At 55.1% G+C, this 23830-nt stretch carries 24 protein-coding genes and 1 riboswitch; of the genes, 8 read left to right on the top strand and 16 right to left on the bottom strand.

Annotated elements, in window-relative coordinates:
• From ACTVIM_RS03195 to ACTVIM_RS03185, 3 genes are read left to right on the top strand one after another with little or no spacing between them, the layout of a single operon-like run.
• A complete protein-coding gene (locus ACTVIM_RS03195) occupies nt 1-1068 on the top strand; it encodes a YheC/YheD family endospore coat-associated protein (protein ID WP_445613612.1) in 1068 nt (355 codons plus the stop codon).
• Nucleotides 1065-2414 carry a YheC/YheD family endospore coat-associated protein gene (locus tag ACTVIM_RS03190; RefSeq protein ID WP_445613611.1) on the top strand — a complete coding sequence of 450 codons (1350 nt, stop codon included), beginning with the start codon at nt 1065-1067 and terminating at the stop codon, nt 2412-2414. Before ACTVIM_RS03195 ends, ACTVIM_RS03190 begins: the two co-directional genes overlap by 4 nt.
• Nucleotides 2411-3577: a YheC/YheD family endospore coat-associated protein gene (locus ACTVIM_RS03185; RefSeq protein WP_445613610.1), complete on the top strand. Its 1167-nt coding sequence runs from the start codon at nt 2411-2413 to the stop codon at nt 3575-3577. Before ACTVIM_RS03190 ends, ACTVIM_RS03185 begins: the two co-directional genes overlap by 4 nt.
• Here the strand turns inward: ACTVIM_RS03185 and ACTVIM_RS03180 are convergent.
• On the bottom strand, nt 3537-3938 hold the full coding sequence (locus ACTVIM_RS03180; RefSeq protein WP_445613609.1) for a hypothetical protein: 402 nt from the start codon (nt 3936-3938) through the stop codon (nt 3537-3539). The two genes, ACTVIM_RS03185 and ACTVIM_RS03180, sit on opposite strands and share 41 nt — an antisense overlap.
• Nucleotides 3939-4044: 106 nt before the next feature.
• Between ACTVIM_RS03180 and ACTVIM_RS03175 the strand changes: the two genes are divergently transcribed.
• The 3 genes from ACTVIM_RS03175 (at nt 4045) to ACTVIM_RS03165 (ending at nt 6433) form a co-directional block, all read left to right on the top strand.
• A complete protein-coding gene (locus ACTVIM_RS03175; RefSeq protein WP_033018653.1) occupies nt 4045-4233 on the top strand; it encodes a hypothetical protein in 189 nt (62 codons plus the stop codon).
• Nucleotides 4234-4306: 73 nt separating this feature from the next.
• Nucleotides 4307-5197, top strand: coding sequence for a helix-turn-helix domain-containing protein (locus ACTVIM_RS03170; RefSeq protein WP_445613608.1), 891 nt, complete (start codon nt 4307-4309; stop codon nt 5195-5197).
• 123 nt (nt 5198-5320) lie between these two features.
• The gene (locus ACTVIM_RS03165; RefSeq protein ID WP_144972989.1) at nt 5321-6433 is read left to right on the top strand and encodes an ABC transporter ATP-binding protein; all 1113 of its coding nucleotides are present in this window, start codon (nt 5321-5323) and stop codon (nt 6431-6433) included.
• Nucleotides 6434-6521: 88 nt separating this feature from the next.
• Here the strand turns inward: ACTVIM_RS03165 and ACTVIM_RS03160 are convergent, their stop codons facing one another.
• Entirely contained in the window at nt 6522-6764 is a 243-nt protein-coding gene (locus ACTVIM_RS03160) for a hypothetical protein (RefSeq protein WP_033018655.1), read from the bottom strand.
• Nucleotides 6765-7390: 626 nt separating this feature from the next.
• On the opposite strand from ACTVIM_RS03160, the gene ACTVIM_RS03155 reads away from it, so the two are divergent.
• Nucleotides 7391-7603: a small, acid-soluble spore protein, alpha/beta type gene (locus ACTVIM_RS03155; RefSeq protein WP_445613607.1), complete on the top strand. Its 213-nt coding sequence runs from the start codon at nt 7391-7393 to the stop codon at nt 7601-7603.
• Nucleotides 7604-7771: 168 nt separating this feature from the next.
• Here ACTVIM_RS03155 and ACTVIM_RS03150 read toward each other — a convergent pair whose 3' ends face one another.
• The 10 genes from ACTVIM_RS03150 to tenA all read right to left on the bottom strand — a co-directional run bounded on the left by ACTVIM_RS03150 (nt 7772) and on the right by tenA (nt 16574).
• The gene (locus ACTVIM_RS03150; RefSeq protein ID WP_445613606.1) at nt 7772-9043 is read right to left on the bottom strand and encodes a hemolysin family protein; all 1272 of its coding nucleotides are present in this window, start codon (nt 9041-9043) and stop codon (nt 7772-7774) included.
• Nucleotides 9044-9260: 217 nt separating this feature from the next.
• On the bottom strand, nt 9261-10289 hold the full coding sequence (locus ACTVIM_RS03145) for a thiazole biosynthesis adenylyltransferase ThiF (protein ID WP_445613605.1): 1029 nt from the start codon (nt 10287-10289) through the stop codon (nt 9261-9263).
• Entirely contained in the window at nt 10286-11053 is a 768-nt protein-coding gene (locus ACTVIM_RS03140) for a thiazole synthase (RefSeq protein ID WP_033843208.1), read from the bottom strand. Before ACTVIM_RS03140 ends, ACTVIM_RS03145 begins: the two co-directional genes overlap by 4 nt.
• Before the next feature lies 1 nt (nt 11054).
• Nucleotides 11055-11258, bottom strand: a complete 204-nt coding sequence (thiS, locus tag ACTVIM_RS03135) for a sulfur carrier protein ThiS (RefSeq protein ID WP_033018662.1) — start codon at nt 11256-11258, stop codon at nt 11055-11057.
• On the bottom strand, nt 11255-12394 hold the full coding sequence (gene thiO, locus ACTVIM_RS03130) for a glycine oxidase ThiO (protein WP_445613604.1): 1140 nt from the start codon (nt 12392-12394) through the stop codon (nt 11255-11257). The genes thiS and thiO overlap by 4 nt, the downstream gene beginning before the upstream one ends.
• Nucleotides 12391-13002, bottom strand: a complete 612-nt coding sequence (gene tenI / locus ACTVIM_RS03125; protein WP_445614292.1) for a thiazole tautomerase TenI — start codon at nt 13000-13002, stop codon at nt 12391-12393. Before tenI ends, thiO begins: the two co-directional genes overlap by 4 nt.
• Nucleotides 13003-13018: 16 nt before the next feature.
• The gene (locus ACTVIM_RS03120) at nt 13019-13801 is read right to left on the bottom strand and encodes an energy-coupling factor transporter transmembrane component T family protein (protein WP_445613603.1); all 783 of its coding nucleotides are present in this window, start codon (nt 13799-13801) and stop codon (nt 13019-13021) included.
• The gene (locus tag ACTVIM_RS03115; RefSeq protein ID WP_445613602.1) at nt 13798-15252 is read right to left on the bottom strand and encodes an ABC transporter ATP-binding protein; all 1455 of its coding nucleotides are present in this window, start codon (nt 15250-15252) and stop codon (nt 13798-13800) included. Before ACTVIM_RS03115 ends, ACTVIM_RS03120 begins: the two co-directional genes overlap by 4 nt.
• Before the next feature lie 14 nt (nt 15253-15266).
• Entirely contained in the window at nt 15267-15857 is a 591-nt protein-coding gene (locus ACTVIM_RS03110; RefSeq protein ID WP_445613601.1) for an ECF transporter S component, read from the bottom strand.
• Between the two features lie 33 nt (nt 15858-15890).
• Nucleotides 15891-16574: a thiaminase II gene (tenA, locus tag ACTVIM_RS03105; RefSeq protein ID WP_445613600.1), complete on the bottom strand. Its 684-nt coding sequence runs from the start codon at nt 16572-16574 to the stop codon at nt 15891-15893.
• 112 nt (nt 16575-16686) lie between these two features.
• Nucleotides 16687-16794: riboswitch (TPP riboswitch) on the bottom strand.
• A 142-nt stretch (nt 16795-16936) separates the two neighbouring features.
• On the opposite strand from tenA, the gene ACTVIM_RS03100 reads away from it, so the two are divergent.
• The gene (locus ACTVIM_RS03100; protein WP_339232345.1) at nt 16937-18121 is read left to right on the top strand and encodes a class I SAM-dependent rRNA methyltransferase; all 1185 of its coding nucleotides are present in this window, start codon (nt 16937-16939) and stop codon (nt 18119-18121) included.
• A 493-nt stretch (nt 18122-18614) separates the two neighbouring features.
• On the opposite strand, the gene ACTVIM_RS03095 is transcribed toward ACTVIM_RS03100, so the two are convergent.
• From ACTVIM_RS03095 to ACTVIM_RS03080, 4 genes are all read right to left on the bottom strand, one after another.
• Complete coding sequence (locus ACTVIM_RS03095) at nt 18615-19820, bottom strand: MFS transporter (RefSeq protein ID WP_445613599.1); 1206 nt, start codon at nt 19818-19820, stop codon at nt 18615-18617.
• 539 nt (nt 19821-20359) lie between these two features.
• Nucleotides 20360-20896, bottom strand: a complete 537-nt coding sequence (locus ACTVIM_RS03090) for a YfiT family bacillithiol transferase (protein ID WP_445613598.1) — start codon at nt 20894-20896, stop codon at nt 20360-20362.
• Nucleotides 20897-21085: 189 nt separating this feature from the next.
• On the bottom strand, nt 21086-22753 hold the full coding sequence (locus tag ACTVIM_RS03085) for a glycoside hydrolase family 13 protein (protein ID WP_445613597.1): 1668 nt from the start codon (nt 22751-22753) through the stop codon (nt 21086-21088).
• Between the two features lie 138 nt (nt 22754-22891).
• Nucleotides 22892-23821, bottom strand: coding sequence for a ketopantoate reductase family protein (locus ACTVIM_RS03080; RefSeq protein ID WP_445613596.1), 930 nt, complete (start codon nt 23819-23821; stop codon nt 22892-22894).
• Between the last annotated feature and the right edge of the window lie 9 nt (nt 23822-23830).

The raw sequence follows: 23830 nt of genomic DNA, 5'->3' as shown, positions 1-23830 counted from the left end.
TTGCTTTCCCTCGGCTTTGTCGCCCTTGACAAGCAGCAAGACCGTCCCTACTGCACAGAACTGGCCAAGCGCGCCGGACGCTTCGGCATCTCCGTCTGCCGTTTTTCTCCGCTTGATATCGACCCGCAGACGGAACAAGTGCACGGCCTTGTTTTTCAGCCCGAAACGAACGAATGGACGCCCGCTATGTTCGCCATTCCGCCGTTTCTTTATGATCGTTGTTTTTACGGCTCTGACGACCGCTCCAAAAAAGCAAAGCCCATCATGCAATGGCTGAAGCAGCGGCCGGATGTTACGTTTTTGGGCTACGGACTTCCCGGAAAAGGAGAGGTGTATGAGGCGCTTGCCGCCCACCCGCTTCTCTCGGCGTACGTTCCGCCGACCTCTCCCCTTGAAGGCGCCGAAGATGTGCTGCACTGTCTTCGACGCCAGCAGGCGATCATCGCCAAACCGGTGCATGGCTCCGGCGGGCGCGGCATTTTCGTGATGCGAAAACAAGGAGCCGCGTTGTCCAGCGAAGACGGCTGGGGACAAAACCAAACGATCATCACCCGCCGAAACGAGCTTGAACGGTTCGTCTCCTCGCTGAACCGCTGCGGCCGCTATGTGCTGCAACCGCTTCTTCGGCTGTCCACTCCGGCCGGTGAACCGTTTGATCTTCGCTTTCTTTTGCAAAAAAACGAAGCGGGAGAGTGGAGGGAACGGGCACGGGCGGTTCGAGTCGGCCGGGCGGGGGCGTGGGTGGCCAACGTCCGCGCAGGAGCAGACATCCGGCCCTTTTCCGATTGGCTTGACCGGCTTACGATTCCGAGGCGCGCCGTCGTGATGGATGGCATCGAAACGATCATTCGGGCGTTGCCGGCATATATGGAGGAGCGATTCGGCCCGCTGTTTGAAATCGGTTTGGATCTCGGCGTCGATGACAAAGGGGCGGTTTGGATTTTGGACGTCAACTCAAAGCCGGGAAGAAAAATCATCAGCGTTCTTCCGCCGGAACAACAAGACTGTATTTATGAGGCCCCGCTTCGCTACTGTTTGTTTTTGGCCCGCGAGGTGAACCAGCGGTGACGTACACCTTGGTTATTGACGAACAGACAACTGGTACCGTCGTGCTTCCCGCTTCGCTTCCGCTTGCAGAACAAACGATGGCGGCGTTTGGCAGCCTGTTCGTGCCATGCCGAATCGTCTCTTCGGCCTCGCTCACGAACGAAGCCGTCATCGCCCATGACGTCGCGCAGCGCTTACGGATCCCGTTTGCCGCCGAGGTCCATGTCTTTTTGACAGATGAGGCTGTTCATTTCGGCCCGCTTGTCGGCATTTTCACAGCCGGCTTCACCACATCGCCCAACCGCCCGGTCGGAACCCGCAGCCTCTTTTTCGCTAAACTGCTGGCGCAACAAAAACAAGTCGGGGGATTCGCGTTTTTGTTCGGCGCCCCTCATATCGACTGGAACAACGGCATGGTCAACGGCTACTTTTACACAGAGCGCGGTTGGGAACGTCATCTCGTGCCGCTGCCAACCGCTGTTTACAACCGGCTGCCGAACCGGCGCATCGAAAACGCCCAACCGTTCCACACGATCACGGAAACGCTGCAAACACGGTATGGCATCCCTGTGTTTAACGGCCATTTTTTCAACAAAGCCGATATTTACCGCCGGCTATCGGCTCATCCGCAAGCCAAGCCGTATTTGCCGGCGACGGCGGCCCATATCACAGCCAAGACGATCGAGCAGTTCCTTCACCGATACGCCGAAGCTTATATCAAACCGGCCGACGGCAGTTTAGGGCGCGGCATCTATCATCTGGCGAAAAAAAGCGGAGCGTATGAGTGCCGCTTCCGCGAAGAGCACGGCGACGTCAAAACGTTGACCTTTCCTACCGCAATGGCGGTATGGCATCATTTGTTGGCCGCCGCTCCGCTTCATCGCTGCGTCATTCAGCAGGCCATCCCGCTCCTGACCGTGCGCGGCCGACCGGTCGATTTCCGCGTCCATACAAATAAAGACGGCCAAAACGCATGGCAAGTCAGCGCCATGGCCGCCAAAATCGCCGGAAAAGAAAGCTTGACCACCCACATCCGCAGCGGCGGCACTGTGAAAACGCTCGAGGAAATTTTCCCCGCCCCCGGCGAACGGCAAGCGCTCATCAGCCGTCTATGCGACGCCGCCTTAACGCTCAGCCGTTGCCTTGAGGAAACGCTGGATGCCTTCATCGGCGAAATCGGCTTTGACTTTGGAATCGACCGCGACGGAAACGTGTGGATGTTTGAAGCCAACTCAAAACCGGGACGTTCGATTTTTCACCATCCGAAGCTTAAAGAAGCGGACGAACAAACGGTGCGGCTGCCGCTTGCCTACGCCATCCACTTGAGCAAAACCGCCATCACCGCCCCAGAGGCGCTTTGGCCATGATAACGATCGGCTATCAAAGCGATACCGGTGCATGGGTCGGCGAACGGCTGAGCGAGCCATATCGGTTTGGCAGCGGCCGCCTTGTTCCCGCCGCTTCCCTTCCCGACCTCACCTTTCCCGTTCGCGAACGGGCCGGGCGGGTCGGACCACTTGTTGGCGTTTTGGTGAGCGAATCGTCGATTCCCGCTTTGCTTGTCGGAAAAAAAAGATGGCTGGAAACGGTCGTCCGTTCTGTTCATGACGCCGGCGGCATTGCCATCGTCACGACCGCCGCAGGCGTGAAGGAAAACACCGTTTCCGGCTTTGTGCTCGTGCCGGCGTTAGGACGCTGGATCAAAGCATCCACCCCGCTTCCTGATGTCGTCTACAACCGGGTAAAAAGCCGAGCGGAAGAAAGCGGCGAGCGGTTCCAAACGGCGGCTGCCCGGTTCGATGTGGGCGGAATTGCCTTGATCAACCGGTCGTTTTTCCGCAAGTCGGATGTGTATGACGCCCTGCGCGCTGATGGCCGGCTTTGGCCGCATTTACTGCCGACCGCGCCGGTCCGGACAGCCGATGACGTTCGCGCATGGCTGAACCGCTATAGCTGCGTTTACGTCAAAAAAGACGATGGCGCGAAAGGAAACGGGCTATTTCGCCTCACCGTCTTGCCGGACCGTTCCGTTTTATGCGAACATCCCGGTGGGCGAAAGCGGCTTCGTTCCCTCGAAGCGCTCGCCCCGTTGCTTGAATCGGGCGGCTACATCGCCCAAGCGGCGGCCCGAACGGACACGTGGAACGGCCAGCGCTACGACTTGCGCGTGCTCGCTCATTGGTGGCGCGGCCGCTATACAATGACCGGCGTCGGCGTCCGCCTAGCCACGAGACGGGCGCTAACAACCCATGTTTTTCACGGCGGGACGATTCTTCCCTATGCCGAGGTCGAAAAGCGGATTGACGAGGCGGCGCTTGCCCAACTGATCGCCCTAAGCGGCGAGCGATTGAGCGAACGGTTCGGATTTGTCGGCGAATTTTCCGCCGACATCGGCGTCGGCCCGAACTATGAACTTTACGTGTATGAAATGAACGCCAAACCGATGTCCTTCGATGAACCAGACATTGAAAAACGGCGGCTTGAACGGCTTAATGAACTGTTTGCTTCATTCGCTCAGCTTGCACCATAGCTAACAACGCGCCGCTTTGCTGGAGCGCTTGGTGAAACAGGCGATCGGAGGCCTGCCGGGCCGCGCCGCTCAGGCGGCCGCAAACCCGCTGGCATAATTGCGCCTTTGTCCACTCCGCGGCGGCGAGGGCTTCCAGCAGCTCAAGGCGGCCGCTGTGATCCGCCTCCCCTTCCGCGCTCTTCATGGCGCATTCTTGGCCGGCGATGAGCCGGTACATGTATTCCCAAAATTGGCGCTGGCGCCTTGCCTCTTTCACGTAAGCTTCCCATTCTGTTTCTTCCTTGTCCAATTCAGCGAGCCGCTGGGCTGTTTCTTCGGCCGCGGCGATCGTTTGAAGCAATTGTCGGATGATCATCGTCATTTTCCATCACTCCTTCCCGCTTGTCCTCTACTATCCATATGAACGAAGCGGATAGACGATGACGACTTCGGACAAACTAGAAAAAACCAAAAGGAAGGAGAGAACGATGGAACGGAAAGAAACGGGGCGCCAAGATGCCTTATATGAAGGAAGAGATGAGTATGAGTGGGACATCGATCGCATGATCAATGAAGGAATGGCCGGCGGCATGGTCTACGGCCACGGTGAACAAGTCAACATCGAAGAAGCGCGCGATCTCGTCAAAGAGGAACCGCCTCACGAGGCCGGCGATTGACCGCTCCGACTTCCCCCAAGGGAAGTCGGATTTTGTTATAATGGATGCAAAACGACAGAAAGGATGGCGCGCGATGCTTAAAGAGCTCGAGTCGCTTTATGCTGGGGATATCATCATCAACGGCCAGACGGAGCAGCCGGAAGCGTATGACTGGTTTTATACGGCAGACGGAGATGAAATCGGCATTGCCAAACAGCGGTTGACCGACCGGGAGCGGCAGCTGCTGTCGCTCTTTTTCACACCGGCTAGCGGGCGGCGCACACCGGAAGGAGAAGCGGAACGGGCATGGAAGCGATGGATCGCCTGCGGTGACCCGGCGGCACTCGCCCAACTCACCGCGCCGTACTGCCGGTTTATTCATTTCACCGCGAACCGGCCGATCGTCCCTAGAGACGATTTTGCCGATGCCCTGCGCGGCTTGTTTTCTTCGCCGATCACGATCGTCTGGGAGCAAGATCATCGCGGGGTCATCGTCGAGGCGAAGCCGAAACGGACCGCTGAGCGTCCGCCGCTTGCCGATATGGCCGAAGCGCTCGCCGCCGATTTTTATGCCGCCATCCACGTGCTGATCGGCCCGATCCGCCCCGCCGATAGCCATCTGCGCGAATCGTTCCTTCTTGAAAAAGAATGTTTCGCCGCCGCTCGACGCTTTTGGCCGAAACAAACGGTGTACGAATGGGAAGACGTCATCTTGCTTCCGCTCGTTGCAGGCGAAACGGACAGCGGAAACGTCGATCGCCTCTTTTCGTTTCTCAACGAGCTGGAGGAAGATGACCTCCAAGCGATCGAGACGTTTTTCCAGTGCAACTTAAACGTCTCGATGGCGGCGAAAGCCCTTTACATGCATCGCAACAGTTTGCAATATCGCATCGAGAAATGGACCGAGCAGACCGGTCTCGATATCAAGCGATTTAAAGGGGCGGCGGCGATGTATCTCGCTATTTTGCATCGCCGCCGTCCGTAACGTTGGGCAGGCTGCCGAAAATGGGCCGCCGTTTTTTGTGCATGTTGTCCATTTACGAATGTTTCTATTTTTCTATACTCTAAAGCTAGAGGAAAACGATTTCAACAAGCGGGAGGATTGGCCATGGCAGAGCTCATTTTGGATCATATTTACAAAATTTACGACAACAACGTCACAGCCGTCAAAGACTTTAACTTGCATATCCAAGACAAAGAGTTTATCGTCTTCGTCGGCCCGTCCGGCTGCGGCAAATCGACGACATTGCGGATGATCGCCGGCCTTGAGGAAATTTCCAAAGGCGATCTTTACATCGATGGCAAACGAATGAACGACGTGCCGCCGAAAGACCGCGATATCGCGATGGTGTTCCAAAACTACGCGCTTTACCCGCATATGAGCGTTTATGACAATATGGCGTTCGGCTTAAAATTGCGCAAATTCCCGAAGGCGGAAATTGACAAACGCGTGCGTGAAGCCGCCCGCATTCTGGGGCTTGAACAATATTTGGACCGCAAACCAAAAGCGCTCTCCGGCGGGCAGCGGCAGCGCGTTGCGTTAGGGCGGGCCATCGTCCGCGATGCCAAAGTATTCTTAATGGACGAGCCGCTCTCGAACTTGGATGCCAAACTGCGTGTGCAAATGCGCTCGGAAATCGCGAAGCTCCATCAACGTTTAGAAACGACGACGATTTACGTCACTCACGACCAAACGGAAGCCATGACGATGGCCACTCGCCTTGTCGTCATGAAAGACGGCGTCATTCAGCAAGTCGGAACGCCGCGCGAAGTATATGAGAAACCGGAAAACATTTTTGTCGGCGGCTTTATCGGTTCGCCAGCCATGAACTTCCTGCGCGGAACGCTGCAAGACGGCAAGTTTGTCGTCGGCCAAACCTCGTTCGGCATTCCGGAAGGGAAAATGAAAGTGCTCCGTGAACAAGGATATGTCGGCAAAGAAGTCATTTTAGGGATCCGTCCGGAAGACATTCACGATGAGCCGCTCTTCTTGGAAGCCTCACCGGCGTCGAAAGTAACGGCGCACGTGGAAGTCGCCGAGCTGCTCGGAGCCGAGTCGATGATTTACTTCAGCATCGATGGCCAAGAAATGGTCGCCCGTATTGACGCCCGCACGGAAATTAAGCCGGGGCACCGAATCGACTTGGCGCTCGATATGAACAAAGCGCACTTCTTTGATGTCGAAACCGAGCGACGCATCCGGGCGGCGAACGAAAAGTAGCCCCCCTTTGTTTTACTATACACTCGGGCGTCCCTCCAGCTGGGACGCCGTTTTTTTGCCAGTCGGCGCTATGACATCACTCGACCGCTTATTCTTGAATAAATCGCACTTCCTCCGCTTGGCAGCGCGGACAATAAAACAGATGGACACATTCATGATTCGTGTATGTACGTGCATAACCGTCGAATTGTTTCATCATATCCGCATCCATATACGGGCTGTAATCATCAAAATAATCGGTCACCTTTCCTTGATCCTCCATTGGCTGCCGGCAGCTGCTGCAATACACCGTTACTCGGCGCAGCCCATTGCAAAGCGGACAAACGTTCATGCTGCTTCCTCCTCTAAAGGGGCGGTGATTTCGTGCGAAATAATGCTGTTCCATTTGTTTCTCGATGAAAGAAGCCTAGCGAAATCAGCCTTCTTTTTGGTGACATGCCGCTGATTGGCTCGTGGCAGCCGTTTTTTCCCGACCTTCTAAGCTGTTCTTGGTCAAGGGGCCATCCCGCTTTCCCCCTGCCTAATGGGATGATCGGTGCGGAATTTCGATCACCCGTTTGACGCTACCAGCTGTTCCTTTATTTTCCCCTATAATAAGCTGCCATTTTGTTTTCCATGGCATGGTTCACTCTTCTGTCACCGCGCCAGCTTGTCAGGTGATCAAGATGGAACACGGAGATCGGAAATGGTTGATTACAACCTATCTATTCCCTAATCGCGGCGATGATAAAACGTAAAAAATTCCCATATCTTTTGAACGAATAACGAGACAAAAACGTCCCAAACTATGAGTACCGCCAGCGGAACAGCCAAATCCGTTGCAACGGGACAGCTGGCGAAACAACAGATGGGCGGTGGGTTCAGCCAAGCTTGGCAGCGCGCTTTACGGCGTGCAACGCTGGTGCAAATCCAGCCAACCCAGCCATCAAAATTCTTTCACGAGGAGATGATCTAACTATGGCACGCAACAATAACAACAACCAACTGTTAGTCGCTGGTGCTCAACAAGCGATCGATCAAATGAAGTATGAAATCGCCCAAGAATTCGGTGTAAACCTTGGCGCTGACACGACTTCTCGCGCGAACGGTTCGGTCGGCGGCGAAATTACGAAACGCCTTGTTGCCATGGCTCAACAACAGCTTGGCGGCCAATTCGGCCACATTCAATAACAGCACGGCCAACAACTTGATATAGATGGCAAACGAGGGTGTCCCAAGATCGGGACACCCTCTTTCGTTGCTATGTTCCTTTATGGCAACCGATTCCGTTCCGGCTGGCGCGGTTCGTTGGCCTTATCTTTCTCGCTCGACGAAAAGAACTTTGCGAAAAACAGCGGATTAAACGCCTCCCGCTTGTTCGGCGAGCGGTGGGCTCATGGAGACGAGCACTTTGCGGATGCGCCGATTGTCCACTTGACGAACGGTGAACGTCAACGGCCCGTACTGCAGCGTTTCGCCAACGGACGGAATGCGCTCAAACATCTCGAAAATCCAACCGCCCAACGTATGGGATTCGCTTTCAGGCACCTCGATGTTCATTACCTCGCAAAATTCATCCAACGGCAGCTCAGCGTTGAACTCAAAGCTGTGCTCATCGATTTGGCGCACCGTTTTCACCGCTTCATCATGTTCATCCCATATTTCGCCGACGATTTGCTCGATGATATCTTCAAGCGTGATCAGGCCGGCCGTGCCGCCAAACTCATCAACGACGATGGCCATATGCACCTTGCTTTTTTGCAGCTCCGGCAACAAGTCGGACACTTTCATCGACTCAACGACAAACAACGGTTGACGGAGCAAATCGCGGATGCGCACTTCCCGCTTCCGCACCAGTTCGCCGAAAAAGTCGCTTTCCGACAAAATCCCGATCACATTGTCAATGTCGCCCTCGTACACCGGGATGCGCGAATATTTTTCCTCCAAAAACACGTCGCGAATTTCTTCAATCGACTGGTTCACTTCCACCGCGACCATATCGGCGCGCGGCGTAAAAATTTCTTCGACTAAAATTTCATCAAAATCGAGCGAACGTTGAATGAGCTCTTTTTCTTTATTGTCAATAACCCCTTCCTCTTCGCTCAACTCAACCATCACTTTAATATCTTCCTCCGTAACCGCTGGCACGGCGACCCCGTTGGCAAAGCGCCGAGCGATCCGCTCTTTTAAAACGTGAAAGGAAGCGGTAACCGGCGTCATCCATTTCATCAACCCGTAAGCGAGGCTCGCGTACCGAACCGCCAGCGATTCTGCCTGCTCTTTCGCCATCGATTTTGGCAAAATTTCACCGAAGACCACCGATAACACCGTCATTATCGCAATTCCACTAAGCAAACCGATCCGTTCCCCAAAAAGGGAAACGGCGATATCAAGAAACAACGTGATGGCTACTACACCCGTCAACCGGTTGGCAACGGCCAGCGCCAACAACACGCGGTCAAGCTGGCCGAACACCGCTTGCAAGCGTTTATTTTGCGGATTGTCTTCCACGTACTGGCGCAATCGGGCTTTGCTTGCTTGAGAAAACGCAGCTTCCGCTGAGGCAAACAGGACGTTTGCGAACAAGAACAGGAAAAACCATCCGAATAACCTTAACGGCCACTCTTCCAATGAATCTTCACACTCCTAACGGAAACATGACTATGTTCATTCATACCCATTTTTTGGCCGAAACATGCTTGCGCAAACACCATTCGCAGCGCTGAAGCAATCAAAACATCCTTCCCTTTAAATATAACAAATTTTTTGCCAACTGACTATAGAGAGGGCACGAAACTTCCATGTCCATCCAAAACTAACGGGGCGGCTGACCAGTCGCCGCCCCTGTTCATCCTAAGTAGCGATAATAGATCGTTTTCGCCTCGTGCACGTCTTTCGTGCCATGCACGAGCGCGCGGCCGTCGGCGAACACGACAAGCCGTTTGCCGCCGCCAAGCGACACGGCCACAAGATACGGATTCGCTTCCGTCTGCAGCCCTTGGCGGCGAAACACCTCCGCCAGCTCATCGATCTCGTACTCGCGCCGGACAGGCGGGCGGATTTGTACCGAATCGCGCCCGCACAACACTGCCGCCTTTGTCCGCTGGTCGTAGGAAAGAAACGGGTACGATGGGTGGCGTCCACATGTCGGGCAATCCTCCTTTTTCACCGCGTCAATGCGAACGGCGGCGTATTCATTCGTCCAAAGGTCAAAGGAAACAAGTTTGCCGCGAAGCGCCGCCCAATCCTCCACCAACATTTTCAACGCTTCCGCCACTTGATAGCTGACCACCATTTGCACTGCTGGACCGATGATCCCCGCCGTGTCGCACGTCAACCCTCCTTGCGGCACCGTTTCAAGCAAACAGTACAGACAAGGGGTGCGGCCCGGGATGAACGCGCAACTGAGGCCATAGCTGCCGACGCAAGCGCCGTAAACCCACGGGATGCGATATTTATAAGCGACATCGTTGAGCACAAGGCGCGTATCAAAATTGTCGGTCGCGTCAATCCATACATCCGGGCGCTGTTCAGCCGCGATCGCTTCGAGCTCTTCCGGGCCGGCGTCGCCAACGATCGCCTCGATCTCGACCTCGCTGTTGATCTGTTCAAGCCTCCGCTTCGCGGCGATCGCCTTCGGCAGCCGTGCGATCGCATCGGCTTCGCTGTAGAGCTGCTGGCGCTGCAAATTGCTCCATTCCACATAATCGCGGTCAATGATCGTCAATTTGCCGATGCCGGCGCGCACGAGCGCCTCGGCGTTGCCTGCCCCGAGCGCGCCGGCGCCGACTATTACCACATGCTTCCTCCGAATGTTGGTTTGCCCTTCCTCGCCGATGGGCGCAAACAACTGTTGTCGGGAATAGCGTCCATTCAAACAATGCTCATTCCTTCCATCGGGCTGCTTGCTGACGCGTATCGCTTTTTCGGGATGCGTCCGGCTTCATAGCCGAGCCGTCCCGCCTCCACCGCCAGCTTCATGGCCCTCGCCATTTTCACAGGATCCGCCGCGCCAGAAACGGCCGTGTTGAGCAACACCCCATCCGCACCAAGCTCCATTGCCAGCGCCGCATCCGCCGGGCTGCCGATCCCGGCGTCAACGATCACCGGCACCGTCGCTTGTTCGATAATGAAACTCAAGTTGAGCGGATTGACGATGCCTTGCCCTGACCCGATCGGCGACGCTCCCGGCATAATCGCATGGCAGCCGAGCTCCTCGAGCCGCCTAGCCAGCACGACGTCATCTGATGTGTACGGCAGCACGATAAACCCTTCTTCCAACAGCTTCTCTGCCGCCTTCAACGTTTCGACCGGATCAGGAAGCAACGTTTTGTCGCAGCCGATCACTTCCACCTTAATCATATCACATAACCCCGATGCTTTGGCCAGCCGCGCGATGCGCACCGCCTCTTCCGCCGTTTTTGCCCCAGCGGTATTCGGGAGCAGCTTGTAGCGGGTGACATCGAGCTGTTCCAATACATTCGGCTGCTCCGGAGAAAAAATGTTCATCCGCCGAACGGCGAACGTCAAAATTTCCGCTCCTGACGCTTCCACCGCCGCTTTTTGCACTTCCAAACTCGGATACTTGCCAGTGCCAAGCAATAGCCGCGAAGAAAACGAATATGGGCCAATGTTCAGCATCTCAACCGCCTCCTACAAAATGAACAATTTCGATGCGATCGCCATCGGCGAGCGCGGTTGTACCGTACTCATGTTTTTCAATGATGCGCACATTGACTTCAACAATCGCCAGCTTATTGGTAAGCTGGAAATAGGAGAGCAAATCGCTCACGGTTTTGACTTCATCGGGCACCGTGACCGTTTCCCCGTTGATCGTTAACGTCATTTGACCCCCTCCGTTTCTTCGGCATGACGCGTCAGCGCGAACGGCGACAAATCAAACGCCGGCTTCTTTCGCTCGACCAAGTCAGCCACAATCGCTCCGGTGATGGCGCTAAGCAAAATGCCGTTGCGGTAATGACCGGCAGCCACGAATATTCCTGGCCGCTCAGGATGTTCTCCAATATACGGCAATCCATCTTTCGTCTGCGGCCGAATTCCGCTCCATGCATCGACCCATTCCGCTTGTTCAACGGCCGGAAGCAAATGAGCGGCTTGAAGCAACAAGCGAGCCAGACCGCCAGCCAAGATGCGGCGATCATACGTGCCGGGGGTGGATGTGGCCCCGATCAGCAAGCGGTTCCCCGCCTTCGGGACGATATAACAGCCGTTTTTCGCAAACACTGTCGTTCGCAACAAAGGGACGTGCGCCCGCACCATGAGACACTCTCCCTTAACGGGGAACATGGAGAGTGAAAGCCCCGCCTTGGCGCCGAGCCGAGCCGCCCACGCTCCAGAAGCAATGACGACCGCCTCGGCGGCGAATGTGCCGACAGCCGTATCGACGAGATGACCGCCGCATCCGGAGCGAATATCCAGCACTTCCGCATATTCATATAGATGAACGCCAGCGGAAACGGACGCCGACACAAGGGCGGCGGCTAGGTTGGGTGCGCTCACCTGCCCATCGCCCGGAATCCACATCGCCCCCGTCAGCGCCTCGGCATGAAGCTGCGGCTCGATCTCCCGCACTTCCTCGTTGGTAAGCCAGTGCACCGGTTCGCCCCTCTCGCGCCAAAACGCGTAGTGACGGCGCAAATCGTCCGCCTCTTCCTCCGTTGTCGCCGCTTTGATCAACCCTTTTTCCACCAATTCAATGTCCATCCCGGTCCGCTCTTTCAGCTCGGCAGCCAATGACGGCATGAGCGCCCGGCTTTGTAAAGCGAGCGGGACGAGCGGGCTTGGCGCGGAAAATTCCGATTGCGCTCCGAGCATGCCAGCAGCGGCGCTTGATGCCTCTTTGCCCGCCTTCCCTACGTCAAATATGGCAACGCGATGCCTCCGCTTAGCGAGCTCCCATCCGACAGCGGCCCCAATCACTCCGCCGCCGATCACAATGACATCATACGAAGACGCTGTCACTCGATCCTCTCCCCCTTTACGATCTCAGCGAGCTGTTTCGCTTCCCACACAGGATCTTCCGCCAAAAAAACCGCCGACAATACCGCCACTCCCGCCGCGCCGGCTTTCAGAACGGAACGCGCGTTGCCGGCATGAATGCCGCCGATCGCAATGATCGGAATTTGCACAGCCCGAACGACGTCCGCCACCCCATCCAACCCGCGCGGCGCTAGACCCGGCTTGCTTTCCGTCGGAAACACATGGCCGTACAAGCAAAAATGAGCACCAGCCTGTTGGGCTTGTTTCGCCTCGATCGGTCCATGCACTGAACAGCCGATCGCCAAATCCGAGAACGTGCGGCGAACGGCGCGCACCGGCAGGCTGTGATAAGCGAGTTGCACCCCTTTGACGCCGTAGACCGCGGCCACATCAACCCGGTCATTGACGATAATTTTTTGCGCCGGCACCCCTGCCCGCAACAGCGCGATCACAAACTCTGCCACCTCGCGCGCCGTTTTTCCCTTTTCGCGGACGTGAATGGCATCGGCATACGGATGAACGCGTGCACAAATAGCAGCCAATTGCGCTGCTGTCTGCCGGCCCGTGGAAATCAAATGAAGGACACCCATCTTCATCCCTGTCTTTCTACCGCACATCGCGGATAGGAATATACGGATAGTGGATCCCGACGTAATAAGCGGCAAACAGGAACACGGCGAACAGCGCGACAAACCAACCATCGTATTTGCTAAACCCGATCTCATAATAAAACGTGCGCGGACCGCTTCCGGAAAACTGTTTCGCTTCCATCGCCACCGCGATGCGTTGGGCGCGGCGGATGCTTTGCGACAACAGCGGAATGGCGTAGCGCTTCACTTTGCCAAGTCCGCCCTGGCGCGGCACCCCTCGCACCTTTAACGCATAGCGAATCGTTTGCAGCTCCTCGAGCATGATCGGCAACAGCCGCACCGCCGCCAAAAAGCTGTAGGCATACTTTGGTTTCAGTTTCAGCTGCTGCATCAAGGAGTAAAACAACGGCACGGGCCGGGTGGTCAACGAAAAGATGAGCCCAAGCAGCCCGAGCGCCAAGGCGCGAAATCCTAGATGCAGCCCGCGCCAAAAACTCTCCGCTGTAATATGGATCAGCCCCCAGCGGAACCATGTGGTCGTCCCTTCCCCGAACATCATCATCGATGAGGCGCTGGAAAAAAAGATTAAGAAAAACGGCAAAAACATCCAGAATAAAACGTTCGCCGGATACCCCGTGCCAAAACAAAACAAAAGGAAAAGAGCTAGCGACAAGTTAATGAGCACATTCGGATTGTGAATCAACAGCACGGCCAAAAAGAGCACGACAAGCACCGCGAGCTTCAGCGTCGGATTCGCCTCATAAAGCCATGTTTCCCGATGCGAGATTTCCCACTTCATCGTCCCATCCCCCTCTTGGCAATCGCCAACCGGCAAACGTCCAACGGCTCGTCGCGGACAAGCGCCCCGTCTTCAATCACCCAGCGCCTTGTGGCAAAACGGCGGACAATGTGCTCATCGTGCGTCACCATGATGACCGCCGCTCCTTGCTGGCGCTGCGATTCGAGCCGTTCGAGCAAAGCGAACGTATTTTTCGCATCCTGTCCGAAGGTCGGCTCGTCAAGCAAAAGAAGGCGCTGGCCGGCGATGACGGAAGCCGCTACGCTCAGCCGCCGCTTTTGCCCGACCGATAATTGGTACGGGTGCCTATCCTGTTGCTCGATCAGGTCAAACTCGACCAAAAAGCGGTGAACCAACGCTTCGATTTCCGCCGCCGGGCGCCCTTGGAGCTTAAGGGAATAAGCGAGTTCATCGCGGACAGAATGGGTGACAAACTGCCATTCGGGATTTTGAAACACAAACGCGATATCGCGATGCAGCGGCTGCCGCTCGCTGATGTCGTCTCCAAACAGCTGATAGCGTCCTTCGGTGCGAATGAGTTGCATCAAAGCATGCAGCAACGTGCTTTTGCCGGCGCCGTTTTTTCCCGTGACAGCGATCCACTCGCCGGCTCTCACCGCCGCCTCGGAAACCTCAATCTTCGCCTCTTTCCCCCTAAAGCCGCGAAACTGAGAAAGGCGAAGCAGCTCCTCGCCCTCTTCGCTGACCGCGCGCCGCTCCGGCCATCCGTAGTCGTCCCAGATGCCTGGATACCAAATGCCGTGGGCGCCAATGGCGTGCTTATAGCGGGAAAACACCGTTTTCGCCTCACCATCGGCGATAATTTGACCATCGCGCCCCAGCAAAATGATACGGTCAATAAAATCGAGCACATGGTCAATTTTATGTTCGACGATGATGACCGTCTTCTCCCGACCGACTTGTTTGACCGTTTGCCACACCGCTTTCGTTCCTTCCTCGTCAAGCAAAGCCGTCGGTTCGTCCAAAAACAGCACATCCGGCTCCAGCGCCAATACAGACGCCAAAGCAAGACGCTGTTTCATTCCTCCCGAAAGCGTATGAATGTCGGTGTGCGGCGCAATGGCCAAGCCGACTTGATCCAACAGCGCGCGAATGCGCTCCGGCATCTGCTCGCGCGGCACGTTTCGATTTTCCAAGGCAAACGCGATCTCCTCATCCGCATACGGCATACAAAACTGAGCATCCGGGTCTTGAAACACGTACCCCCAGCGTTCCGGCCGCTCGAGACGCTCGGCTTTCATCGGCACGTCAATCGAATTGGGAATAAGGCCGGCCATCACTTGCAATAGCGTGGATTTGCCGCATCCCGACGGGCCAAGGAGGAGCACTTTTTCCCCTTGAGCGATCGAAAGCGACAAATCGCAAAACAATAGCCCGGCGCGCCCGGGAAATTTCAGGCGCAGCCGCTCGATCGATACCGCTTCTTTCATCTTTCTTCGCCGCCTTATCGATTCAATGCGTCATAGTCGTCTTGGGAAGCCGGCCGCCACATTTGCGTGACCCCGGTTTTCTCAAGCGCCTTGGCCAACGAGACAGCGAACGCGCCGGCAATCACGATGGCACCGATAAAGCGCGCCAGCAAAAAGAGCGCCATGTTCCATGGGGCGAGCGCGTCAATGTAGCCTTTGTAAAAGTCCATGATGAGCGAACCGACCGTCGCGCCGACCGCGCTTAGCGAGACGACGAACACGTCAAACCGCCGATAGCGGAACGCCGCAAACACAAGCTCGGCAAACAACCCTTGAATGACTCCATAAATGAGCACTTCAAGTCCCCATTGCGACCCCATGATCAGCTCGCCGGACGAAGCCGCCGTTTCGGCAAGCAGCGCCACCCCGGGCTTGCGGATGAGCAAATAGGCGAGCGATGAGGCGATAAACCACATCCCATACATCAATTGATCGGCATGGAAGCCAAACACTTTCACCATATCGTACAGCGGCCCCCATACTTTGTAAATCACCCCGAACACAATCGCAATCACAATCGTTGTTAAAATGTCGGCCAGCTTCAACCCTTTTGCCTTCCGTTCCATCTCAATGTCCCTCCTTTGTTCGTTTTGCCCACGTCAACGGCTTGCCGTCAGCCGCGCAGACGGCCAGCGTTCGAGCCGGTACGCCATGTCCCAAAATTCATACTCATATTCGCTGCTGATTAAGAAATGCCGCTCCATCCGGGAGCGCTCCTCCTCGGTGACCGCCTCAGCGATGGCATCCAAGCGCGCGATCTGTTCTTCGACAAGCGAACGGAACCAGTCGGAACTGTATGTGCCAATCCATTTTTCGTAAATCGGATCGTTCGGCTGGCACGTTTTTAAGCGTTCACCGATTTCATAGTACAGCCAATAGCAAGGCAAAATGGCGGCGATGACATCGCCTAAGTGCCCTTCGTACGCCGCCCGGTACATATGGGAAGTATACGCGTACGCCGTCGGCGCGGGAACGAATGCTGCCCGCTCCGCTTCCGTAATGTTAAGCAGCTCAGCGAACGTTTCATGCAGCGACAACTCCGCCTCGCAGGTGCTCTGCGCGTGATGGGCGAGCCGGGCGGTCGCGGCCAGATCCGGCGCCTTGGCGGCTCCGAGCGCCTGCACACGGGCAAAATGGCGCAAGTAATACGCATCTTGCATCACATAATAACGGAATTTTTCACGCTCAAGCGTTCCTTGGCCGAGCTCCTGAACGAACGGATGGCGAAAGCTCGCCTGCCAGATCGGGTCGGCCGCTGCGCGCACTCGCTTGGCAAAAGACATGGTTTCTCCCCCTTTTTCATCGAAATAAAAACGCCGCTTCCTTTACGAATTGGCGTAAAGAAAGCGGCGTGGGCTCACCGTTTGGCTAGGCAAAAAGGACATAGCCCGCCTTCGTGCAGCTCCTCCACTTCCCTACGCTGGCATTACCCAGATCAGGTGCTAAGGGTCTCAAAGGTACACTTTGATCTCAGCCTTTCTAAAGGCCCCCCTAGTGGATCGCAATGATGCTATTTCCTTGTTTACATTTATCATATCACGGCCGTTCCCGTTGTCAACCGTTTTTTCCGGCCAACGTTGCGTCAGCCACCGCCATTCGCTATGATAAAAGCGCAACGATTGACTACCGGATAGGAGTGAACAGAGTGGCAAACGTCATTTTGAAACGGCAGCGAAAAAAACGGCTTGAACAAGGCCATCCATGGATTTTCCAAAGCGAAGTCGACCGCATCGAAGGCGACATCACGCCGGGCGACTTCGTTGACGTTTATAACCACCAAGGCTATTGGCTGGCGAAAGGATACATCAACCCCGCCTCGCAAATCATCGTCCGTGTGCTGACGCAAAACCCCGATGACGAATTGGATGAGCGCTTTTTTGTCGAGCGCATTCGCCAAGCGTGGGCGTATCGTGAGCGGATGATCCCCGGCGTTCGCTCCTGCCGCGCCATCTACGGCGAAGCCGATTTTCTGCCGGGGCTGATCGTCGACAAATACGAAGAAATCCTTGTCGTGCAAATATTGACGCTTGGAATGGAGCGGCGCAAAGACTGGATTTTACGCGGCTTGCTGGAAGTGTTTTCCCCCAAAGCCGTCTATTTGCGCAACGATGTGTCCGTTCGCGAGCTTGAAGGGCTCAAACAAGAAAAAGGCTTTTGGTATCAACAAGCGGAAACCGAGGTCGTGATCGAAGAAAACGGCGTTCAATACATCGTCGATATTGAAAACGGCCAAAAAACCGGCTTTTTCTTCGATCAGCGGCAAAACCGCGCCGCGCTCCGCCCGCTGATCGGTCCGGAAACGACTGTGCTCGATTGCTTCACCCATACCGGGTCGTTCATGTTGAACGCCTGCCTGTACGGCGCGAAACATGCCACCGCTGTCGATATTTCCGAACACGCTATCGAGACGGCGAAACGCAATGCGGCCTTAAACGGCTTTACAAACATCGACTTTGTCGTCGCCAACGCCTTCGACTATTTGCGCGAATCCGTGCGCGCCGGCCGACAGTGGGATGTCGTCATCATCGACCCGCCCGCGTTCGCCAAATCGGCCTATGCCGTTCCAAAGGCGCTGCGCGGCTATAAGGATATTAATTTAAACGGGCTCAAACTCGTCAAAGACGGCGGCTTTTTTGTCACTTCGAGCTGCTCATACCACGTCCGCCCGCACCTGTTTCAAGAGATGATCGCCGCTGCGGCGTTTGACGCCAAAAAAGTGCTCCGCCAAGTGTATTGGGGCGGCGCCGGCTACGATCATCCAAAACTGCTCGCCGCTGAAGAAGGAGATTATTTAAAATTCGCTATTTACGAAGTCCGCTCCCGGCGATAACGATATCAGTGTCATTTTATTTTCCGCAGCATTGTTCGCTCTTCTTGTCACCGTGCCTGCTTGTCAGGTGATCAAGACGGGACATGGAGAGCGGAATTTCTTTATTACGAACAATAACCATGGCCTTCTCCGAAACGAGCTTCCTCCTCATAGCCCAGCTCACAGACTGAGCACAGGGGTTGGGGGGAAACGAGGCAGCACCTAGAAGGCTGGTGATTTAGTGCAAAATACTACTGATTCCATCCGTTTCTCAATTAGAGAAGCCTTGCAAAATCAAGTTTCTTTTCTGAATGAAAATGCCGCCGATTCGTGTGTGACAGCGATTTTTCACCGGCCTTCTAGAAGGCTGGTGATTTAAGGGGGCAAGCCGCTGATCAAACCCGTTTCTCAAATGGATCAGCCTAGTCGCATCAGGAGCGCCTTTCATGCTCAAGAGAAACAACCGTTTTTCACCAGCCTCCTAGAAGCCGTTGCTCCCCTCGGCGCCCCTTCCCTACGCCTTGTTTCCTTGGCGCGGCGGAAACGGCTGCTCTTTGCGCAGCACAGCCAAATAAACGAACATCGAAACGAGCACGGAACAAGCCGCTGATAAGTAAATGGCCGGATAACCAAACCAATGGCTGATCTGGCCGAACACCATCGCCCCAATGCCAACTCCTAAATCAAAAAACGAGAAAAACGTCGCGTTCGCCATCCCTTTCCGATGAACAGGCGCCCGCTCCACCGACCACGCCTGCAGCCCCGGCTGCACCATGCCAAACCCAAAACCGTACAGCACCGCCGCAGCCAATAACGCCCATTCCCCCGGCAGCCAAGCGAGCAACAGCATCGCCAACAAAATGAGCCCGGTACCGGGGAGAAAGACAGCCCGATGCCCTTTCCGGTCATACCACTGACCGGCGAACGTCCGCGTTACCATTAAAGCGAGCGCGTAAAGCAAAAAATATAGCTGCAAGCCGCCGATGTTTTTTTGCGCCGTATACAAAGGCAAAAAGGAAGCGATGCCGCCAAAGGTCACCGTTAAAAAGAAAAGCAGCACGGACGGAATCAAAGCCGTCTTTTCATAAAGATCCCATTTGCTTTCCTTTTGGCCATGCTTGGCCTCCGCTTTTTTATATGTAATCGCCGCGGCAAACGCCAAAGAAGCCACACCAAGCGCCGCACAAATCAGAAATAAGCGGTTGAACGGAATAGAGGCCGCCAACGCAAGTCCAAGCGACGGGCCAAAGGCGAGGGCGATATTTCCCGACAGCCCGTAATACCCCATCCCTTCCCCGCGGCGGCTCGCCGGAATGATATCGGTCGCTACCGTGCCGGATGCCGTTGTCGAAAACCCCCAGCCAATTCCTTGGATCACCCGCATGAAAAAGAGAAAGAAAATGCTCGAGATCAGACTGTAGGATCCGACAGAAATGACAAAAATGAGCAATCCGAGCAAAAACACAAACCGCCGCCCTTGCGTCTCCAGCGCATGGCCAGCGAAAGGCCGAACGACGAGCGCCGAAAAAGTAAAAATCCCAACAACGAGGCCAATGAGCTGATCATTGCCACCTAAATGCTCGACAAAAAGCGGGATGGTCGGCAGCGTCATTTGAAATCCGAGGAAAACAAAAAAGTTGGCGAGGCAAATGAACAGGAAATTGCGCGTCCAAATTTTCTCTTTCTGCTCCGTCACCACCGGTTGTTGTTGCGCACCCATATCTCTCCCCTTCCTATCTTTCGTGTCCCTCAATATTTGTCAGTATAACATACTGTATGCGTTTGTGTAAGGGAAATGATCGGTTCCTTTCTGTTTTCGAAAAAGGCGGAGAAAAACCGCGCTTCCCCTGATCGCCATCGGGGAACGTGTGAAAAATGAAGCCGATGCCATAAGGGGTTTCCGCTTGAAAAACGATGCGGGGAACGTGTATGCGCTCGGAGATCACAGCCTTCTAAAAAGGCGGAAAAAAGCTTCCCTGCTTGATCAAGGAGGAACATAGGAAAAGAAGAACCGATGTGACCAAACTTTTCAATTGGCGAAACGATATTGCCAAGCGACATATTCCTTGACATCCCCTTTCCCCGAAAAAAACAAAAAGGATCTGTGGAAAAACAGATCCTAAACAACGGCTAAACCGTTGATCCGAACCCATTACGTTTCCTTGCTTGCCATTGCAGGTGCCGGCCGCAAACGCCTCGCAACGCTTTGAATCCAACGAACCAAAATGAGGCCTCCGTTCCTTCGACCGCAGCGGCGTTTTACCATCCTTTCCGTTGGCGCAACGCCAAAATTTGCGCCGTATGATGCTTCCCATGCCATGCATACAACGCCGTCAATACGTAAAGCGGCATCTCCTTCGCCGCTCCTTCCGGCCGAACGGTGCGGTGAAAATCGGCTTCGGTCATCGCTTCCAGCAGCGCTGCCCACCGAGCGTGAAGCCCGTCAAGCAATACGAGCGAAGGTTCGATAGCCAGCGAGCGCGCCTCCGCCGTTTTAGCCCATTCGCTTTCGGCAAATGGTTTTACCAGCGGGTTTTCCTCCGTCAGCCCCCATTTCGTGCGCAAAAACGCGTTCATGCTCGCGTCGGCCAAATGGTGGACGACTTGGGCGATCGTCCACCCGCCGTCGCGGTAGGGAGTGTTCAACTGCTCTTCATTCAATCCGCTCACCGCCTCCCGCAAAGCACCGGGGTGTTCACGGATCGCTTTGATCCACTCTTCTACCTCTTGGCCGCAAAATGCCGCCGGCGGTTGAAACGTTCCGATAGGATAACGGATCGGGTCGATGGTCGTCATCTTTCTCCTCTCCTTTCTAAGAAGGCCGGTGATTTAAGGAAACAGGCCGCTTACCAGCCTCGTTTCTCAAATAGAAAAGCCCTGTCGCATCCGGATCGCCTTTCACACGCTCCCCCATGTTCAAGAGAAACAACCGTTTTTCACCAGCCCTATAGACATCCATTCGACGCCGACCGAACCAATTCCTTCTCATTCTTTCCAGAGATAAACCCGCGCTTCATACGGCTTCATCATAAAACGAGTGGCGTTTTTATGCGGCCGAACCGGATAATTGCTCAGCGCCAAATGGTCCGATTGGAGGCGAATCGGGTCATAACGATACAGAGCCGGCCGCTCCGACAAGTTGACAATGACAAGCGCTCGCTCGCTGCCAAGCGTCCTTGTATATGCATAAATCGAACGGTGATGTTCCAGCAGCAAATCATACGTTCCGTAAACAAGCAGTTCATGTTGTTTACGAAGCTCGATCATTCGCCGGTAAAACGACCAGACCGAATGGGGGTCGCGCCGTTCAGCTTCGACATTGATCGCCCGATAATTATCGTTCACCTGAATCCACGGGGTGCCCGTGGTGAATCCAGCGTTCGGCTCGGCAGACCATTGCATCGGTGTGCGTGAATTGTCGCGACCTGTTTTCCAAATCGTGCGCATGATCTCGTCATGCGCGCGCCCCTTGGCCCGCTCCAGTTCATACATCCGCAAAATCGCGACATCGCGATAATCGTGAATATGAGGAAACTGAACATTGGTCATGCCAATTTCTTGGCCTTGATAAATGAACGGCGTTCCTTGCATGAAAAAGTACAGCGCGCCGAGCGCCTTCGCGCTTTCCGCCCAATACTCGCGGTCATTCCCCCATGTCGACACGGAGCGGGGCACATCGTGATTTTCCAAAAAGAGCGCATTCCAGCCCCGGTTTTCCAGCCCTTTTTGCCACTTCGTCAATGTTCGCTTCAACCGCCGAACATCGATCGATCCATCAGCTTGGCGTTGCCATAACCCTAAATGTTCAAACTGAAAAATCATATTGAACACACCATGCTCTTCTCCGACCCATTGTTCGGCTTCCTCAACCGTCACGCCGTTCGCCTCCCCGACGGTCATTACATCGTAACGTGCAAACGTTTGCTCCTTAAGCTCTCGCAAATAGTCCATAATCCCCGGCTGATTCATATGGCCGGCAAACGACGGCACGTATTTCAGCCCTTTCGGATTCGGCAAATCGGGAAGCCCTGGTTTTTTCTTAATATGGGAAATGGCATCGACGCGGAAACCATCGATCCCTTTCTCCAACCACCAATTGACCATGTCATACAGCGCCCGACGCACCTCATCGTTTTCCCAATTCAAATCCGGCTGCTTGACATCGAAAATGTGCAAATAATACTGTCCCGTTTGTTCATCGTATTGCCATGCCGAGCCGCCGAAGATGCTCTCCCAATTGTTCGGCTCGCGCCCGTCTTTGCCGTCGCGCCAAATATACCAATCGCGCTTCGGGCTGTTCCGCGATGAGCGCGATTCGATGAACCACGGGTGCTCATCGCTCGTATGGTTGATGACCAAATCCAAAATGATTTTCAACCCGCGCCGATGGGCTTCGGCGAGCAGCTCATCAAAGTCGGCCATCGTTCCGAATTCATCCATAATCGCTTGATAATCGCTAATATCATATCCATTATCGGCATTCGGCGAGCGGTAAATCGGGCAAATCCAAATAATGTCGACCCCAAGCTCGACAAGATAATCGAGCTTCTCAATGATGCCGCGAAGATCGCCAATGCCGTCGCCGTTGGAATCCATAAAACTGCGCGGATAAATTTGATAGGCGACGCCCTCTTTCCACCACGTTTTCTTCAAGGCTGCTCCTCCTTTGTGCACACGTTTTCACTATTAACTGTACAACACATCTCCGCCGTGCACAACTCTCTTTTCCAAAAAAACAGCCGCTTGGCGAGAGCAGACCGACTCCCGCCAAGCGGACGACGTTTTCCCATTTCACCGCCGAGCAGCCAGGCTTTCTTCATAAAGGAACAAATTATGATACACCGCCTCCAGCATCGGCGCGGCAATGCCGTGCTGCCTCGCCAGCTTCAGCAAATACCCTTGCAGATGGGCGGCTTCGATCGGCAACCCTTTTTCCATGTCACGCTGCATCGATGATTTCATTGTCGGAGCGATTTGTTCGAGCTGGGCGCGCTGCCGTTTCGCCATCTCGTCCGTTAACGGGGCTCCGTGCGCCTTGATGATCGTCTCAATTTCCTGAAACAGCCGATCGATGATTACCGTTCCATACTCTCCTCCGGAGCGGATCGGGCCAATCGGGGCGCGGAACAAGGTAGTCACCCCCGACATAGTGGCAATGAACAAATATTTGTTCCACATATCAGCGGCGATTTGTTCACTCAAACGAAAGCGGGCGTTAGCGCCAGAAAACAGGGCTTCAAGCGCAGCCACTCGCTCCGTCCGCCCGCTCGGCCACTCGCCGAAACGAACGTCATGCGCGGAGCTTGTTTGCACAATCTCGCCTTTTTCATTCAGTGTCGTTTCAATAAAGCAAAGCCCGCCAAGGACGTTCTCACGCCCGAAGACCGCCCATAACGACTCCATATGAGCGATGCCATTTAGGAGCGGCAACACCATCGTCGCCTCTCCGACATACGGTTTGGCATCAGCGATCGCGCCGGTCAAATGATAGGCTTTGCTTGCAAACACGACAACGTCAAACGGTCCATCGGCCTCCCCCGCAACGATCAGTTTGGGCCTCAACACGGCGTCACCGTGCACGCTACGGATGACAAGCCCCCGTTCTTCCAACTCTCGTTTTCTCCTCTCGCGAACAAGAAAGGCAACATCCACCCCTTTTTCCAGCAGCCGTCCGCCGAAATAGCCGCCGACAGCCCCCGCTCCAACAACGAGAACGCGCATCGTATCCCT

Source organism: Geobacillus sp. YF-1 (genome assembly GCF_052692335.1).
Note: the sequence above shows the minus strand (reverse complement) of the source record. Positions and strands in the feature narration are given on the sequence as shown.

Bases quoted from the DNA above. Each gene is read 5' to 3' on its own strand.
- ACTVIM_RS03185 (WP_445613610.1), top strand. From the start codon at position 2,411: ATGATAACGATCGGCTATCAAAGCGATACCGGTGCATGGGTCGGCGAA.
- ACTVIM_RS03180 (WP_445613609.1), bottom strand. From the start codon at position 3,938: ATGACGATGATCATCCGACAATTGCTTCAAACGATCGCCGCGGCCGAA.
- ACTVIM_RS03175 (WP_033018653.1), top strand. From the start codon at position 4,045: ATGGAACGGAAAGAAACGGGGCGCCAAGATGCCTTATATGAAGGAAGA.
- ACTVIM_RS03170 (WP_445613608.1), top strand. From the start codon at position 4,307: ATGCTTAAAGAGCTCGAGTCGCTTTATGCTGGGGATATCATCATCAAC.
- ACTVIM_RS03165 (WP_144972989.1), top strand. From the start codon at position 5,321: ATGGCAGAGCTCATTTTGGATCATATTTACAAAATTTACGACAACAAC.
- ACTVIM_RS03160 (WP_033018655.1), bottom strand. From the start codon at position 6,764: ATGAACGTTTGTCCGCTTTGCAATGGGCTGCGCCGAGTAACGGTGTAT.
- ACTVIM_RS03155 (WP_445613607.1), top strand. From the start codon at position 7,391: ATGGCACGCAACAATAACAACAACCAACTGTTAGTCGCTGGTGCTCAA.
- ACTVIM_RS03140 (WP_033843208.1), bottom strand. From the start codon at position 11,053: ATGCTGAACATTGGCCCATATTCGTTTTCTTCGCGGCTATTGCTTGGC.
- thiS (WP_033018662.1), bottom strand. From the start codon at position 11,258: ATGACGTTAACGATCAACGGGGAAACGGTCACGGTGCCCGATGAAGTC.
- tenI (WP_445614292.1), bottom strand. From the start codon at position 13,002: ATGGGTGTCCTTCATTTGATTTCCACGGGCCGGCAGACAGCAGCGCAA.
- ACTVIM_RS03120 (WP_445613603.1), bottom strand. From the start codon at position 13,801: ATGAAGTGGGAAATCTCGCATCGGGAAACATGGCTTTATGAGGCGAAT.
- ACTVIM_RS03115 (WP_445613602.1), bottom strand. From the start codon at position 15,252: ATGAAAGAAGCGGTATCGATCGAGCGGCTGCGCCTGAAATTTCCCGGG.
- ACTVIM_RS03110 (WP_445613601.1), bottom strand. From the start codon at position 15,857: ATGGAACGGAAGGCAAAAGGGTTGAAGCTGGCCGACATTTTAACAACG.
- tenA (WP_445613600.1), bottom strand. From the start codon at position 16,574: ATGTCTTTTGCCAAGCGAGTGCGCGCAGCGGCCGACCCGATCTGGCAG.
- ACTVIM_RS03095 (WP_445613599.1), bottom strand. From the start codon at position 19,820: ATGGGTGCGCAACAACAACCGGTGGTGACGGAGCAGAAAGAGAAAATT.
- ACTVIM_RS03090 (WP_445613598.1), bottom strand. From the start codon at position 20,896: ATGACGACCATCGACCCGATCCGTTATCCTATCGGAACGTTTCAACCG.
- ACTVIM_RS03080 (WP_445613596.1), bottom strand. From the start codon at position 23,821: ATGCGCGTTCTCGTTGTTGGAGCGGGGGCTGTCGGCGGCTATTTCGGC.